At 71.7% G+C, this 15383-nt stretch carries 18 protein-coding genes and 1 pseudogene; 10 read left to right on the top strand and 9 right to left on the bottom strand.

Going from position 1 to position 15383, the window contains the following annotated elements:
- Positions 1-57 precede the first annotated feature (57 nt).
- From I6J71_RS39270 to I6J71_RS50050, 5 genes are all read right to left on the bottom strand, one after another.
- Complete coding sequence (locus I6J71_RS39270; protein WP_204091481.1) at positions 58-972, bottom strand: NBR1-Ig-like domain-containing protein; 915 nt, start codon at positions 970-972, stop codon at positions 58-60.
- Positions 973-1049: 77 nt separating this feature from the next.
- Complete coding sequence (locus I6J71_RS39265) at positions 1050-2027, bottom strand: hypothetical protein (protein ID WP_204091480.1); 978 nt, start codon at positions 2025-2027, stop codon at positions 1050-1052.
- Positions 2024-3253 (bottom strand): MFS transporter, encoded by a 1230-nt coding sequence (locus I6J71_RS39260; RefSeq protein WP_204091479.1) that lies wholly within the window; start codon positions 3251-3253, stop codon positions 2024-2026. The genes I6J71_RS39265 and I6J71_RS39260 overlap by 4 nt, the downstream gene beginning before the upstream one ends.
- A gap of 58 nt (positions 3254-3311) precedes the next feature.
- A complete protein-coding gene (locus I6J71_RS39255) occupies positions 3312-4178 on the bottom strand; it encodes an alkaline phosphatase family protein (RefSeq protein WP_204091478.1) in 867 nt (288 codons plus the stop codon).
- Positions 4179-4327: 149 nt separating this feature from the next.
- On the bottom strand, positions 4328-4459 hold the full coding sequence (locus I6J71_RS50050) for a hypothetical protein (RefSeq protein WP_255570627.1): 132 nt from the start codon (positions 4457-4459) through the stop codon (positions 4328-4330).
- A gap of 327 nt (positions 4460-4786) precedes the next feature.
- Between I6J71_RS50050 and I6J71_RS39250 the strand changes: the two genes are divergently transcribed.
- A complete protein-coding gene (locus I6J71_RS39250) occupies positions 4787-5158 on the top strand; it encodes a hypothetical protein (protein WP_204091477.1) in 372 nt (123 codons plus the stop codon).
- 18 nt (positions 5159-5176) lie between these two features.
- Here the strand turns inward: I6J71_RS39250 and I6J71_RS39245 are convergent.
- Positions 5177-5639: pseudogene (locus I6J71_RS39245) on the bottom strand (transposase); the annotation flags it as partial.
- Positions 5640-5873: 234 nt separating this feature from the next.
- Positions 5874-6950, bottom strand: coding sequence for a C40 family peptidase (locus tag I6J71_RS39240; protein ID WP_239154165.1), 1077 nt, complete (start codon positions 6948-6950; stop codon positions 5874-5876).
- Positions 6951-7030: 80 nt separating this feature from the next.
- Here I6J71_RS39240 and I6J71_RS39235 point away from each other — a divergent pair, with 80 nt between their 5' ends.
- The 6 genes from I6J71_RS39235 (at position 7031) to I6J71_RS39210 (ending at position 11239) form a co-directional block, all read left to right on the top strand.
- Positions 7031-7840 carry a biotin--[acetyl-CoA-carboxylase] ligase gene (locus I6J71_RS39235; protein WP_204091475.1) on the top strand — a complete coding sequence of 270 codons (810 nt, stop codon included), beginning with the start codon at positions 7031-7033 and terminating at the stop codon, positions 7838-7840.
- A gap of 91 nt (positions 7841-7931) precedes the next feature.
- A complete protein-coding gene (locus I6J71_RS39230; RefSeq protein ID WP_204091474.1) occupies positions 7932-8519 on the top strand; it encodes a PH domain-containing protein in 588 nt (195 codons plus the stop codon).
- A 1-nt stretch (position 8520) separates the two neighbouring features.
- Entirely contained in the window at positions 8521-9462 is a 942-nt protein-coding gene (locus I6J71_RS39225; protein WP_204091473.1) for a hydroxymethylglutaryl-CoA lyase, read from the top strand.
- Positions 9452-10018, top strand: a complete 567-nt coding sequence (locus I6J71_RS39220; protein WP_204091472.1) for a GNAT family N-acetyltransferase — start codon at positions 9452-9454, stop codon at positions 10016-10018. Before I6J71_RS39225 ends, I6J71_RS39220 begins: the two co-directional genes overlap by 11 nt.
- Positions 10019-10139: 121 nt before the next feature.
- On the top strand, positions 10140-10979 hold the full coding sequence (locus I6J71_RS39215) for a TNT domain-containing protein (RefSeq protein ID WP_204091471.1): 840 nt from the start codon (positions 10140-10142) through the stop codon (positions 10977-10979).
- On the top strand, positions 10976-11239 hold the full coding sequence (locus I6J71_RS39210; protein WP_204091470.1) for a hypothetical protein: 264 nt from the start codon (positions 10976-10978) through the stop codon (positions 11237-11239). The genes I6J71_RS39215 and I6J71_RS39210 overlap by 4 nt, the downstream gene beginning before the upstream one ends.
- Here I6J71_RS39210 and I6J71_RS39205 read toward each other — a convergent pair.
- Complete coding sequence (locus I6J71_RS39205; protein ID WP_204091469.1) at positions 11232-12125, bottom strand: TIGR03619 family F420-dependent LLM class oxidoreductase; 894 nt, start codon at positions 12123-12125, stop codon at positions 11232-11234. The genes I6J71_RS39210 and I6J71_RS39205 overlap by 8 nt on opposite strands.
- Before the next feature lie 79 nt (positions 12126-12204).
- Here I6J71_RS39205 and I6J71_RS39200 point away from each other — a divergent pair, with 79 nt between their 5' ends.
- Entirely contained in the window at positions 12205-12531 is a 327-nt protein-coding gene (locus I6J71_RS39200; protein ID WP_239154164.1) for a helix-turn-helix domain-containing protein, read from the top strand.
- On the opposite strand, the gene hisN is transcribed toward I6J71_RS39200, so the two are convergent.
- Positions 12521-13309: a histidinol-phosphatase gene (gene hisN, locus I6J71_RS39195; RefSeq protein WP_204091468.1), complete on the bottom strand. Its 789-nt coding sequence runs from the start codon at positions 13307-13309 to the stop codon at positions 12521-12523. The genes I6J71_RS39200 and hisN overlap by 11 nt on opposite strands.
- 42 nt (positions 13310-13351) lie before the next feature.
- Here hisN and I6J71_RS39190 point away from each other — a divergent pair, with 42 nt between their 5' ends.
- A complete protein-coding gene (locus I6J71_RS39190) occupies positions 13352-14053 on the top strand; it encodes a response regulator transcription factor (RefSeq protein WP_204097459.1) in 702 nt (233 codons plus the stop codon).
- A gap of 17 nt (positions 14054-14070) precedes the next feature.
- Positions 14071-15354, top strand: coding sequence for an ATP-binding protein (locus I6J71_RS39185; protein WP_204097458.1), 1284 nt, complete (start codon positions 14071-14073; stop codon positions 15352-15354).
- Positions 15355-15383: the final 29 nt, after the last annotated feature.

Below are 15383 nucleotides of genomic sequence, written 5' to 3'. Positions count from 1 at the left end.
CCGCGAGCCCGGGGTGTTCGGTACCCGGCTGAGCTGGTCTTACAGAATCTGACAGCGTCAGCGGACGACCGTGATGAGCACGTACACCGGACGCCGTGTGGTGAAGAACTCGGTGCCCGCCGCGTCGACCATCTTCCAGCCGATCCAGCAGCGGCCGGGCGTGTCGGACGCGGTGACGGGCACGCTCACCATCACGTGCTCACCGGGCGCGGGGTCGCCGATCAGCACGCGGTCGGGCGTGCGGCACGTGCCCGGCGCGGGTGGCAGGTCCATGCGCTGCAGGTAGCGCTCGTGCCACCCGACGGACCCGGCGTTCTCGATCTCCCACACCTTCTGCACGGTGACGCCGGTGCGCACCGGCGTGCCGTCGGGGATGGTGACGTCGGCGATGAACTTGGTGTTGTCGCCGGGAACGCGGGCGGTGCTGTCGCCGGCCGGCGCCGAGCCCAGCCGGCCGGGCAGGACGAACGCGGCCACCGCCGCCGGCACGACCACCACGGTCGCCGCGACGAGCACCGCGGTCCGCCGCCGCGGCCGGACGCGGGGCGGTGGGGCGAGGCTGACGCCGTCGCCGGTCGTGGCGGCGATCGGCTCGCTGAGCTGGGCGGGCGCTTCGCCGGGATTCGCCGGAGCGGGTCCGGCGGCCTCGTTCGACGGCGGGCCTGGCAACGCCGCCGACTCGAGTGGAGCGGTTTCGACCGGCGCAGAGGGCTGGTTCGGTGCCGGCGGGACACCCTTCAGCTGCGCCCACCGTGTCCGCCACGGGCCCTCGTCGGCGCCGCACGCCTTCACGAACTCCCGCGTGGTCTCCCACGACGGGAAGCGCGTGCCCTTCACGGCCTCGTGGAGGGTGGTGTGCGAGATGCAGCCGGACCGCTCGGCCATCTTGCGGAACGACGGGTTGCCTGCGCTCGCGCGCAGGGCCGCCAGCTCGGCGGCGAGCACGTCGGCCGGGGCCGGCTCCGCGCTCATCGCTCTCCCTGGGTGTCAGATCCGCTGTTCCGGACAAGTCTGACACTCCCCGGGGTGCCGGCGCCGCCCGGGCGGACTCACGAAAGCGCGGCCGGCGACTCCGCGTCCGGCACCAGGACCCGCGGCACGCCGCTGCCGTCGGCCGGCACGGTCCAGACGTCCGAGTGCTGCGTGCCCCGCGGGATCCCGTAGGCGACCGACCGGTTGTCGAGCCACGCGGCCTGGTCGTCGACGCTGCGGGTCTCCGCCAGCGGCGTCACGCGACCCGACGCGAGGTCCAGGACCGAGAGCCGCCAGCCCTTGTTCGGGTCGTCGCCGATCGCGGACTTGAAGGCGATCCGCGTCTCGTCCGGGGACAGCGACGGGCATTCGACGTTCTCCCGCAGCGACACCACCGTGTGCGTGCGGAAGTCGCCGCGCACCAGGTAGCGGTGGCCCGCCGTGGACATGGTGGCGTAGAAGGTGTGATCGTCGCGGGCGAAGGTCACGCCCCAGAAGTTGAGGTCGACGGCGTGATGGGGCTTGCCGGCCAGCGTCACCGCGTAGTCCTCCAGCGACGCCGCCAGCTCACCGGTCTGCGTGTCGAGGATGCCGGCGCGCGTGGAGAACGTGCCGCCGTTGTAGGAATCGCCCGTGACGAAAACGGTCCAGGCCACCATGCGCCCGCTCGGGGACACGCGGGCGCGGTTGGGCAGGCCGACCAGCGGGATCTCGCGCTGCGAGACGAGCCCGGAGTTCAGCACGGCCAGCTGGTAGGTCGTGAGGTCGCCGTCCTGGCGCAGGCACAGCCCCGTGCCGCCGGCGGCGTACACCCGGGCGCACGTCACCGGCGACACCGTGCGCGCGCCGCCGGGGTCGGCCGCGGACACCGTGACGAGGTGGCCGCGCGAGCCGTCCGCGGTGCTGCGCACGAGCAACCGCGGCCCGGGCGTCAGCGACACCGTGCCCGTCGCCGCGTCGTCGCGGCTGTGCGCCGCCGCCATCCCGACGTAGACCGCCGCCGCGGCGACGAGGACCACGATCCCCGCGACGGCCACCAGCACCCGAGTCTTCATCGCACCTTCCGCAGCATTCCGAACGTCACCACGATCGCCAGCACGGCCACACCGGCCGCCACGGCCATCGACCAGCCGATGCCCCACACCTGCCAAGCCAGCCCGAACAGCGCTGAGGACACGAAGTACGCCACCGCTTGTCCGGTCTGGACCAGGGAAATCCCGGTGGTCCGCAGCGCTTCGGGCAGCACCGGCCCGGCCAGCGCCATCAGTACGCCGTCGGTCGCGGCGTAGAACGCGCCGTACAACGCGAGCGACAGGACCACCAGCGGCCAGCCCGAGATCGGCCCGGCCAGCAGCAGGTACACGACCACGAGCGTGCCGTACCCGCACAGCACCACGGGCAGCCGGCCGAAGCGGTCGGCCAGCGAACCGAGCGGCGCCGCCAGCACGAGGTAGGCGAGGTTCGTGCCGACGGCCAGCAGCGGGAACCAGCCCGTGTCGATGTCCTCGCGCCGCTGAAGCAGCAGGTAGACGAAGCCGTCGCCGATCGTCGCGGTGCCGAGCACGCACGCGGCGATCAGCAGCCGCCGCACGGGCGCCGAACGCAGGAGCGCCGCGGCGGCCCGGGGCGAGACGGTGCCCGTGGCGGGCCGCGCCGTGCGCTTGTCGCGCACGAACAGCACGAGCAGCAGCACGCCGATCGCCGCGATGCAGAAGCTGGTGACGAAGACCGCGTCGAACGCGTCGGTGCTCGAAGCGCCGACCAGCGCGAGCACTCCGAGCGCCACGAGCGGACCGGCGAACGCGCCCGCGCTGTCCATCGCGCGGTGCACGCCGAAGGCGCGCCCGAGCATGTCCTGCGGCGCCGACAGCGTGATCAGCGCGTCGCGCGGCGCGGTCCGCAGGCCCTTGCCGGTGCGGTCCGCGGTGATCACCGCGCCGATCGCGCCCGCCGACGAACCGGCCGCGACGAGCCCGAGCTTCGCGACGGCCGAGAGCGCGTAGCCGATCCCGGCGATGGTCTTGCGCCGGCTCACGCGGTCGGCGAGGTAACCGCCGACGAGGCGCAGCAGCGCCGTCGCGCCGGTGTAGAGGCCGTCGACCAGGCCGTAGATCGCGGGGCTCAGGTGCAGGCCGAGCACGAGGTAGATGGGCAGCACCGCCGTGACCATCTCCGAGGAGATGTCGGTGACGAGGCTGACGGTGCCGAGCGCGAGCACGTTCGCGGCGATCTTGCCGCGGGAGACCTTGTGCTCGGTCCGGCCGATGGTGGACAGGTACACGCGCGCACCCTTCGACAGGCCGCGGGCGCGTCCACAGTGGACGCGCCCGCGGGGTGGATCACTGCCAGACGTCGAGGATCGGCGACTTGCTCGCCGCGCCCGCGATCCCCGGCAGGCCGTAGGAGGCCTCGATGGTGCGCAGGACCGTGTAGTGGTTGATGGATTCGGAGTAGCTGCCCGGCTTCACGTGGGCGCCCACGAACGTGGTGAAGATCTGGTTGACCGAGGTGCCGCTGTCCTCGTCGAACGTGACGATCAGCAGGCTGTTGTGCGTCTTGGCCCACTGGGCGTAGGCGTCGAGGTTGTTCTTCAGCCAGGTGTCACCGGTGCCGATCGAGCAGTCGTGCATGTCGTTGCACATGTTCGGCGTCACGAAGGACACGGTGGGCAGTTGCGTGTAGTCGCTGGGGAAGGTGGAGAAGCGGACGTTGCTCGACGCCGGGACGTTAGAGAAGTCCACCCAGCTGTTGTGCTTGCGCATGTAGGTGCCGCTGGAGCAGCCGGTGTAGCCGTCGGACGGCATCGACTCGGAGTAGCCTTTGAACGACTTGCCGGCGCCGATCAGCTGCTGGCCGAGGTTGGCCTTGGTGCCGAGGTTGGCGGGGCAGGTGTCGCTCGTGACGCCCTGCGTGGCGCCGGAGAACAGCGCGACGTAGTTGGGCTGGCTCGGGTGGGTGATGGCGAAGGAACTGGTGAACTTCGCGCCTTGGCTGGCCAGGGACGTGAAGTACGGGGCGGCCGACGAAGTGATGGACGAGGCTTTCTTGTTCTCGAACATCACCAGCACGACGTGGTCGAACGTCGGTACGGCCGCGGCGGCGGTCGCCACGTCCGGTCCACCGGCGTTCGTCACGGCCGCTGTCACCACGCCGGCCGCGGCCAGCGTCGCCGCGGCGAGCGCGGCCACGATCCGCTTGCGGATCATGAGTCCTCCTGGTTCGGGGGAAAGGGCGACTCATGATGGGGAGACGAGCGGGCCGGGGCGTGCCCGGTTGGAGTCCGGCGTGTGGTCGGAAAATGAACAACAGGTGGGCGGAGTAGCACGTTCGTCCGCTTGGCGAATTGCGTGCCGGGTCAGACCGTGGCGACCGGCAAGTCCTCACCGGTGGACGGCCGCAGCCCCTCGGACCGGCCCGCGAAGTACCGCTCGGCCAGGCCGGCGCCGGACACGTGCCGGACGTCGGTGAACCTTGCTACGCGCGCCAACGTGGTCAGCTCTGCGGCCGGAAGAAGCTGACGAACGGGGTGCCGACGGCTTTCGCACCGTCCTGGCTCCCGCGCGGGCCCGGGCGGGTCTGCTGGGGCGAGCAGGTCCGGGGGTCCCTGTGTCAAGCCGCGTTGTAGGCGTGGTCGGTGGTTTCGCTGTGTTGTGTCGTCGAGGTGGTCTGGTGCGCGCCGTGGAACTCGGCAAATTCACTGGTCACGTTTGGTGGCGTGGGGAAGGCTTGAACCGCTGCGCGGTGAACGAGGCCAGACCAATGGCAGATGTGAGGCAAAGACGTGGATGGTGTACCGGTTCACGACCGCGCGGCCATGAGAGCGCTCACCTTCGCAGCGTGGCGAGACGGTCGTTATGTGCCGTTGGCGGAGTTGCTGGTGTGCCTGGGCGGGCTCGGGCTCGACCTCAGATGGCAGGTGCAGATCGATGAGGCAGGGCCGCACCCGCGGTATGCAGAGTTGCTTGAGACGACACCTCAGGCCAGGGTTGGCACCCTGGAACTCCTGGCGTTGGCGGCACCGGATCTTCAGGTGATCGATGGCACGTTCACCGGATGGGTTGGCGGTGAACCCGTGGTCATCCTGGAGGCTTTTGACAGCACCAGTTGGGACGTCTACTCCGCCGACGAACGAGTGTTGGTCGAGTTCCGCCGTCGCTATCCAGACGCCCGCGATATGCCGCGCTGACTGATCGTCTGCTGGTTGTCAAGCGGCTAGGGGCTTCGGGGCTTGGTAGAAGGTCTTGTTGCGGAGCATGGCGAACAGCACGTCGCAGCGGCGGCGGGCGGGGCAGATGAGGGCGGCGTTGTGCTTCTTGCCTTCGGCCTTCTTCTTGTCGTATTGAGTGCCGCTGATGGGGTCGGAGAGGGCGGCGAACGCGGCGAGGAAGAAGGCACGTTTGAGGCGTCGGTTGCCGGTGCGGGCGGGATGTTCGCCCTTGATGCTGCTTCCGGAGCGGTGGGTCACCGGGGCGATGCCGGCGTAGCCGCGAGATGGGCTGAGGACTTGAAGGAGGAGGCGTCGCCGATTGCGAGGAGGATGCGGCGGCGGTCCTGACCCCGATGCCGCGCACGGGGGTCAGGACCCGGGCAAGAGGGTGCGCATCGAGTATCTACTGGACCTCGGGGGCGATGGTTTTTCGTTGCGTCAGCACGGTTTTCAGGCTCTCGGGCGCACGGGAACCCGCGTCCGGCCGGCCGCTCCTGCGCCGCCACGCAGGGCGCGGCCCGGCCGTCGTCGGGACGGGGGCTTTGCCCATGACTTCCGGGCAGTCGGTCAGCCGGAGGCCGAAGACCGGAGACATCCCGACTTCGCGGAACAGCCCGGCAGCCGGCTCGGGGCCGAGGTGCTCACGGCACCACCCCGGCACCCAAACGGGCAACCAGGCGGGCAGGGACACCGATCAGGCGGGGCGTCCGGCGCCGGCGTAGTCGTCGCCCGGGGAGTGGTAGGTGTGAATCTGGATGGCTTGGCCCTCGGTGGGCGCGTTGATCATCAGGCCGTTGCCCAGGTACAGCCCCACGTGGTGGATGCGGGTCGCCGGGTCGCCGTAGAACACGAGGTCGCCCAGCTGGGGTTCGCCGGCGACCCGGGGTGTGGCGCGGAATTGGCTGTCGGCCGTGCGGGGCAGGGCGATGCCGGCGCTGTCGTACGACGCTTTGGTCAGGCCTGAGCAGTCGAAGCCCGCGGCGCCGGCGTCGGGGCCGTTGCCACCCCAGACGTAGGGGAGGCCGAGCTGGCCGAGCGCGAAGCGGGTGGCGCGCACGGCCGGCGAGGAAGCCTTCGCCGGGTCCAGCGAGAGCGTGGCGTAGAGCTGAGCGTTGCCCAGCACGCGCTGGCGGAACAGCTCGGTGTCCTTGCTCGCGTACGCCGCGATGGACTTCCACCAGCCGGCGCCCTCGGACAGGTCGGCGCCGCTCGCGCACAGGGCGCGGCCGGCGGCGACCGAGGCGGAGCCGGCATCGGTCAGCGCCGGCTCGTCGACACCGGGGATCTTCGAGCCGTACTTCTTCCACATCGCCGACGACAGGCCCAGCGGGTTCGCCCCCTGGCGGCCGTGGTCGGAACTCGCCTCGCCGACGCCCGCGAGCGTCACCCAGGACAGGTGGCAGCCGGGGTCTTCCGAGCGCAGCGCGAGCTCACCGTCGGCGTAGCCCAGCAACGCCGCCGCGGGGATGTCGAGCGGTCCGGACAGTAAGTCGGCCCACTGCTGCAGCGGCGTCTTGCCACTGGCACCCGACGCGCCCTGCCCGGGTTCCCGCGCCGGGACGGGTGCGCTCACTTGCAGCACCGAAGGACCGGTCACCGCAGCCGCCGCGACAGCAGCCGGCGGGGCGGGCTGGTCACGGTCCGCCACGAGCCAGCCCGCGGTGACGAGCCCGGCCACGAGCGGCAAAGCGACGAGTCCACGGTGGAGGGCGCCGCGCGCCCACGACCTGGCGGCGGGCACGACGTCGTGCTCGGGTTCCGGCGGCGTCACGGCGTCCAATCTAGAAGAGCGCACCTGTGCGTAACGAGCGAGTCGCTTGCACGTTAGGGGGACTCTCATATTCTGGGCACATGTCAGGCATGGACGCAGCGCGACTGCGGGATGGACTCGCCGCCCGGTACACCCGGGTCGACGTGGTGGACACCACCGGTTCCACCAACGCCGACCTGCGGGAAGCCGTCGAAAACGGCGGTGCGGACCGCACGGTGCTGCTCGCCGAACAGCAGACCGCGGGCGTCGGGCGGCGGGCCCGTTCGTGGAGTTCGCCGAAGGGCGCCGGGCTGTACCTGAGCGTGGCGCTGCGGCCCGCGGGGGTCTCGTTCGCGGCGCTCGGCTCACTGTCCGTGGTCGCCGGCCTGGCCGTGCGCGGCGTCGCCGCCGAACTGGGGGTCGACGCGGTGCTGAAGTGGCCCAACGACGTGCTCGCCGGGCCGGACCGCGCGAAGTGCGCGGGCATCCTCGCCGAGGCCGTCACCGGACCCGAGCCCGCCGTCGTCCTCGGCATCGGCCTCAACGTGCTGCCCCTCGGCGAAGACGTGCCGGCCGGCCCCGGCGGCCTGCCCGCGACGTCGCTCGCCGAACAGGGCGGCGCCGACCTCGACCGCACCCACGTGGCGCTCACGCTGCTCACCCGGCTCGACGACCTCGAACGCCGCTGGCGCGCCGCGGCCGGTGACCTCACCGCCGCCGGCCTGCTCGACGACTACCGCGCCCACTGCGCGACCCTGGGCCAGGACGTGCGTGTGGAGCTGCCCGGCGACGCCACCCTCACCGGCCGCGCCGCCGACATCGACTCGAGCGGCCGGCTGCTCGTCGACGCGGCCGACGGCCGCCGCGTGACCGTGTCCGCGGGGGATGTGGTGCACGTGCGTCCCGCTTGAGTGGAATCACCTGGTGTCCGCAGGTCCTGGCACGCCTGGCGCCGGTACGGTGAGTGCACCAGCACCGGCACACACCAGGGGAGCGTCCGCCGTGGCCTATCCGGACGATTTGCTCAGCCAGAACGAGGAAGTGGTGGTGCACAGCCACCCGCACTTCAAGATGCTCATCTTCCCGTTCGTCGCGTTCGTCATCACGATCGCGGCCGCCGTCTGGCTCCTGCTGCTGGCGCAGGACGCGACGGCGCCCTGGAACAACGTGGCCATGATCGCCATCGGTGTCGTCGCGCTCGTGCTGGTGGTGTGGCTGTTCCTGACACCGCTCGTGCGGTGGCGCACCACGCACTTCATCGTGACGACCGACCGGCTGATCGCGCGCGAGGGCGTGCTGAAGCGCACGGGCATCGACATCCCGATGTCGCGCATCAACAGCGTCCAGTTCGAGCACGGGCTGCTGGACCGCGTGTTCGGCTGCGGCACGCTGATCATCGAGTCGGCTTCGGACGAGCCGCTGCGGTTCGACGACATCCCCCAGGTCGAGCGCGTGCACACGGTGATCTACCGCGAGGTCAACGACAACCCCTACGACGATTACCAGGGCCAGCCGGGTGCGGGGCCGGGTGGTGCGCAGAGCACCGAACCCCTGCCGCGCAACCACCCGCCGCGCGGACGGCGGCGCTGACGTGGGCGCCCGTGAACTCGGCCTGCCCGAACGGGTCGCCGTCACCGGCCTGCCGGAGCGGGTGACGATCTGGGAAGTCGGCCCGCGCGACGGCCTGCAGAACGAGAAGTCGGTCGTGCCCGTCGAGGTGAAGCTGGAGTTCCTCGACCGCCTCGCCGGCGCCGGGCTCAGGACGCTCGAGGCCACGAGCTTCGTGCACGAGAAGTGGGTGCCGCAGCTGGCCGACGCCGAGGAGCTGCTGGCCGGCCTCGACCGCCGCGACGGCGTGCGTTACCCGGTGCTGGTGCCCAACGAGCGTGGCCTCGACCGCGCGCTCGAGGCCGGCGTGGAGCACATCGCGATCTTCGCCAGCGCCACCGAGACCTTCGCGAAGCGCAACCTCAACTCGACGCTCGACGACCAGTTCGCGATGTTCGAGCCCGTCGTCACGCGCGCCCGCGCCGAGGGCCTTCAGGTGCGCGGTTACCTGTCGATGTGCTTCGGCGACCCGTGGGAGGGCGTCGTGCCCGCCGAGCAGGTCGTGCGCGCGGGCAAGCGGCTGCTGGACTTCGGCTGTTCGCAGCTGTCGCTGGGCGACACGATCGGCGTCGCGACCACCGGCCAGGTCACGCGCCTGGTCGAGGCGTTCGGCGAGTCCGGTGTGGACGTCCAGGCGCTGGCAGTGCACTTCCACGACACCTACGGGCAGGCGCTCGCCAACACCGAAGCCGCGCTGCGCGCCGGGGTGTCTACTGTGGACTCATCGGCCGGCGGGCTCGGCGGCTGCCCGTACGCGGAGTCGGCGACGGGCAACCTCGCGACCGAGGACCTGGTGTGGCTGCTGGAGGGCTTGGGCGTCGAGCACGGCGTGGACCTCGGCAGGCTCGTCGAGACGAGCGTGTGGATGGCCGGGCAGCTGGGGCGGCCGTCGCCGTCGCGGGTGGTCAACGCCCTTGCCGGCTGAGTTCGTCCCGCTCGATGCCGCGTCGTGGCCGCTGTTCGAGCGGCTCTTCGGCCCGGGCGGGGCGCAGGGCGGCTGCTGGTGTTCGTTCTTCCGGCTCACCGGACCGGAGTTCAAGGCCGCGGGGCGCACCGGGCGCAAGGAGCACACGCGCGACGAGGCCCGGGCGGGCCGTCCGCTGGGTTTGCTGGGCGTCGTCGAGGGCGAGCCGCTCGGCTGGGTCGCGGTGTCGCCGCGAGCGGACAACCCGCGGCTGGCGCGGTCTCCGGTCGCGGCCTCGGAGTTCTCCGGGAACGTGTGGTCGGTGACGTGCTTCTACGTCGACCGCCGCGGCCGTCGTCGCGGGCTGGCGGCCGCGTTGCTGACCGCGGCGGTGGGCTACGCCGCGGGCCACGGCGCCGACGCCGTCGAGGGTTACCCCGTGACGGCCGGGGACCGGTCGCCCGCCGACCTCTACCACGGGACGCTGGGCTTGTTCACCGGCGCGGGTTTCGCGGTCGTCGAACAGCGCGGAGTGGCGCGGGCGTTGGTGCGACGGGAGATCGCTCCCGCCCGATAAGGTGAAATCACCAGCTTGTCCGGTGCCGTGTCGAAATTCGCCCTATCGGGGAATTGTGCGGAACCGGGAGGCGCGGCGGACGTCTCTCCCTGACGACGGAGCGACCGAGAAGAGGGTGCCCGTGTCCGAACAGGCCGATCCGGTCGGCTCCGACCCAGCCGTCGACACCGCGACGGGGCCCATCCGCGTCCCGGCTCAATACAGTGGCCTCCTCGACCGCGGCTTCGACGACGTCCCCACCCCACCGACCGGGACACGCGTGCCCCCGGGCGCCGTCCCTCCGCACCGCGTGCCCGCGAACCCCGTGCCGCCGGCGCCGGTTTTCCGCGGCTACGCGCCGCCGCAGCCGCCGGCGCCTCCTTCGCAGCCTCCCATGGGCGCGCCGCGGACCGAACGCGAGAGCGTGCTGGCGCTGTTCCTCGTGCACATGTTTCCGATCGGCCACCTGCCCGTCGCCGCGGACCGGCCCGCGGTGCAGCGGCCGGTGCCGGGACGGGGGCCGTTCGACCACCCGCAGGCGGCTTTGCTCGACGACACCGAGACGCTCGACTACGTCACCCGCGGCCTCCGGCGCACGCCCGCGCCACCCGCCGACCCCGAGCCGCCGGCCGCGCTCTTCGACGGCTACGAACCGGGAAGCGCCGAGGAGGGCTGGCCGCCGGTGAGTGAGGAAGCGGCCGTGGTCCTGCCCGGCGGCGCGCTGATCGACCGCTTCGGCGACGAGCACGGCCGGCTCTTCGCCGCCGACGGCACGCCGTTCGCGCGCCGTTCGCTGCCGGAGTCCGCCCGCCACGCCGGATACCGGCGCTACCGCGTGGTGAAGCCCGTGCCGATGTGGCGTTCGGCCGCGCCGGAGTGGTTCGGCCAGCCCGGCGGCGGCGTCCGGTACCGTGCCGTCCTGGCCGCCGACGAGCTGGTCACCTTGGGGTTCCTGGCCGACGTCACGCGGGAGGCGCGTTGAACACCCAGTCGATCCGCCGGTGGCTCGACCGCCTGGGCGTCCCCGCGGAAGTCGTCTCCGTCGGTGCCGAAACCGACAACGCCTGGTGCCTCATGCCCGCCGACGGCGAGGGCTGGGAGGTTTTCTGGCGCGAGCAGGGCAACCGTTACGACTGGGCCCGCTTCACGTCCGAACAGGTCGCGTGCCACTACCTGTTCGGCCGCCTAGCGTGGTCCCAGGTCGCCCGCGGCGCGGTGGGCGTGCTCCCCGGCGCTAACTAGCTTTCAGCACGCCTTCGACGAGCCCGAGCAAGTCGTCGACGTCGTCCGCTTGGTACATGAGGTCGACGAGAACGTGGCGCACCTCGGTTTCCTGCTCGACGCGCTTGATCGTGTCGGCGACCTGCGCGACGACCTCGCTGCTGCGTTCCGTCGGGTAGATCCGCAGGATCGCGTCCAGTTCGGAGGGATCGCGCCCGGCTTCGGCGGCCAGCTCGCGGATCGTGGCCAGCGGCTTGGTCACGGCGGAGTCGAGGTCGGTCATGTGCGGCGGGACGACGGCGGGTAGCCAGCCCGCGGCGCGGCGCGCGACCCGGCGCATCGCCGACGGCGAGAAGCCCGCGAGGTAGACCGGGGGTTTGCGCACCGGCTTCAACGCCGAGCGCGTGGCGGGGATCTGCCAGAACTTCCCGGAGTGCGCCGCGGGATCGGCGGTCCACAGCTCGTCGAGCACGTCGAGGATTTCGTCGAACCGCGCGCCGCGCTCGGTCATCGGCACGCCGATCGCCTCGAACTCGTCCGGCGACCAGCCGACGCCCAGGCCAGGGATGAGCCGGCCGTCGCTGAGCAGGTCGAGGGTCGTCAGCGTCCGGGCGAGCAGGACCGGTGAGTACCACGGCGTGTTGAGGATGTTGGACCCGATGGCGACTCGTTCGGTCGCGCTCGCGGCGACCGCCAGCAGCGCGAACGGGTCGAGGATCGCGTCGAACTCCGCGGGGAACGTGTCTGCGCCGTTGTAGCCGACCTTCGGCTCGACCGGAGCCAGTGCGCGGTCGATCACCCACAGGCTGGCGGCCCCCAGCTGCTCCGCTTCGCGCGAGTACCGCGCGACCTGCCTGGCCTGCTTCGCGACCGCGCCGGTTTGCGGCAGCGTGAACCCGATCTTCACGAACACCTCCGATGTGTGACTACGCCAAGAGTATCGACTTCGAAAAGCGAAGCAACTCGCGTCGAGTAAGATCCCGCGGGTGTCGGATGAGGACTGCGTACGTGGCGACGCTGCGCTGACCCGCGCCTTCTCGATCCTGGGCATGCGCTGGACGGGTTTGCTGATCGGTCAGCTCGGCCGCGGCGCGTCGGGGTTCCGGCAGCTGTCGCGCGCCGTCGGGAAGGTCAGCGACTCGGTGCTGTCCGAGCGGCTGACGACCCTCGTCGATGCCGGTCTGGTGCAGCGCACGGTGTTCGAAGGTCCCCCGGTGGCCGTGTCGTACCGGCTCACCGATTCCGGGCAGGCGCTGCTGCCGGTGCTGGCCCAGCTGTCGGACTGGGCCGAGGAGCACCTGCCTAGCGCTTGAGCACCGCCAGCGCGGCGTCGTGCACCAAGCCGTTGCTGGACAACGCCGAGCCGCCTTCGTAGGTCGCCACCCCGGCCAGGTCGCTGAAGCGCCCGCCGGCTTCGGTGACGATCACCTGCGCCGCCGCGACGTCCCACGGGTTGACGATGCACTCGGCGGCGAGGTCGAGTGCGCCTTCCGCGACGAGGCAGTGCTGCCAGAAGTCACCGAAGGCGCGGGATTCCCAGCAAGTCTCGGTGAGCGCGAGGTACTTCTCGCGGGAGTGGTACTCGGTCCACGTGTTCAAGTCCGTCGTGGACACGTACGCGTCCTCCAGCGAAGCCACCGACGACACCGACAGCTCGCGCGTGCCGGCGCTGTCGCTGCTGTGCGCGCCGTCGCCCTTCGACGCCCACCAGCGGCGGCCGAGCAGGGGTGCGCTGATCATGCCGACGACCGGGTTGCCGTCCGCGACCAGTGCGATCAGCGTGGCCCAGACCGGGACGCCGCGCAGGAAGTTCTTGGTCCCGTCGATGGGGTCGAGCACCCAGGCGCGGCCGGTGGCGCCGGCGGTCCCACCGCGCTCCTCGCCCGCGACGGCGTCGCCGGGACGCTCTGTGGCGAGGATCGCACGGATCGCGTCCTCGACGGCGGTGTCGGCGTCGGTCACCGGGGTGCGGTCCGGTTTGCGGGACACCGAAAGGTCGAGCGCGCGGAAACGCGCTGTGGTGATCGCGTCGGCGGCGTCAGCCAGCCGGGTGGCAAGGGTCAGATCATCCTCGTAGCCAGGCACGGTCACGATGGTTTCACGGGTGTTCGCCGTAAGGTTGCTCAGGTGAGCATGGTCCTACTTGCCGAAGACGACCCCACCATCGCCGAGCCGCTGTCCCGGGCGCTGCAGCGAGAGGGGTACGAGGTGGAGGTCGTCACCGACGGCCCCGCGGTCATGGACGCGACGGCCGCCCACCGCGTCGACCTGCTCGTGCTCGACCTCGGGTTGCCCGGCATGGACGGGCTCGAGGTGTGCCGCCGCCTGCGGGCGGGCGGCACGGAGCTGCCGGTGCTCATGCTCACGGCCCGCACCGACGAGGTCGACTTCGTCGTCGGGCTCGACGCGGGGGCCGACGACTACGTGGCCAAGCCGTTCCGGTTGGCGGAGCTGCTCGCCCGCATCCGCGCGCTGCTGCGCCGGCGGGTGCCCGAGGTGCTCGAGGCCGGCGGCGTCCGCATGGACCTGGGTGCGCGGCTCGTGACCGTCGACCTGCACGAGGTGCAGCTGGCGAACAAGGAGTTCGAGCTCCTGCGCGTGCTGATGAGCCGGGCGGGCCAGGTCGTGAGCCGCGACGAGATCCTCGCCGAGGTGTGGAACGACCTGGAGTCGAAGACCTCGAAGACGCTCGACATGCACATGTCGTGGCTGCGCCGCAAACTCGCCGTCGCGGCCGACGAAGCGGCCGGGCGACCGGCGAAATCCACGCACTCCGACGGCGAACGGCGCATCGCGACCGTCCGTGGTGTCGGGTTCCGCTTCAACGTCGACTGAATCGTCTGGCGATGAGCATGCGCCGCCGCATTCTGATGGCCATCCTGCTGGCCGTGCTGGTCACGGCCGCGGTGCTCGGCATCCCGCTGGGCGTCACCGCGTGGCGGCTGGTGGAGAACCTCAACCGCGAGAGCCTCGCCGAACGCGCGCGCAGCATCGCCGCGACCGTCGACACCGAGGTGGCCAACGGCCAGCAGGTCGACATCGAACAGTTCCGTGTGGGGGTGCCGCATGGCGCTTTCCTGGAGGTCCGCGGCGACGGCCTGATCGAAAAGCACCTCGGCGTCGACCCGGGTCCCGATCCCGTCGTCGAGCGCGTGCCGACGGCCCGGCGCGGCGAGGTCGTGCTGGCGATCCCGAGCGGTCCCGTCCGGACCAAGCAGACGCAGGTGACGCTGCTCGTCGTGCTGCTGGTGGTGCTGTCCGTCGGCACCGGCGCGGTGGTCGCGACGGTGACCGCGCGGCGGCTCGCGAAGCCGCTGCGGCACGTCGCCGATCGCGCGTCGCGCCTCGGCGGCGGTGACTTCCGGCCCGACCCGGGCCGATACCGCGTGGCCGAGCTGGACATGGTCGCCGAGGCCCTGGACACGTCGGCTTCGGCGCTGGCTCAGCTCGTGCAGCGAGAGCGCCAGCTCGTGGGCGACGTCTCGCACCAGCTGCGCAGCCGGCTCACCGCGCTGCAGCTGCGGCTGGAACCGCTGACCGTGCACGAGGACCCCGACGTCGTCGAGGAGTCGCGCGCCGCGCAGGAACAGGCCGACCGCCTGGCCGAGGCGCTGGACGAGCTGCTCGCCGCGGCCCGCGCGGCGCGCGAGGTGGACGCCGAGCCCGTGGACCTGCCCGCGACGCTGCCCGAGATCGCCGAGGAGTGGCGGCAGCTGCTGCGCGTCGAGGGTCGCAACCTGCGGTTGAAGATCGCCGACGGGCTCATGGCCCGCGCCACTCCGGCGCGGCTGCGCGAGGTCGTCGGCGTGCTGCTGGACAACGCCCTGCGCCACGGCGCCGGCACCGTGACGCTGGCGGCCCGCCGCGGCGAATCCGACGCCACGGTGGTCATCGAGGTGGGCGACACCGGCTCCGGCGTGCCCGACGAGATCGCCCCGCACATCTTCGAACGCGGGTTCTCCGGCGGCGGCTCCACCGGCGTCGGCCTCGCCTTGGCCCGCGCCCTCGTCGAAGCCGACGGCGGCCGCCTCGAACTGTCCAACAAACGCCCGGCGATCTTCAGCCTGTTCCTCAAGGTCCCGCGCCCGGACGACGTGGGTGAGGTCCGCTGGCCGGCGGAGCCGGTGCCGCGTTAGCCGAGTTCGCGGGCCCAGTCGGCGAACGT

The organism is Amycolatopsis sp. FDAARGOS 1241 (assembly GCF_016889705.1).
Taxonomy (GTDB): domain Bacteria; phylum Actinomycetota; class Actinomycetes; order Mycobacteriales; family Pseudonocardiaceae; genus Amycolatopsis.
The sequence above is the reverse complement of the archived record's forward strand: the minus strand, read 5'-3'. Positions and strand labels throughout refer to the sequence as shown.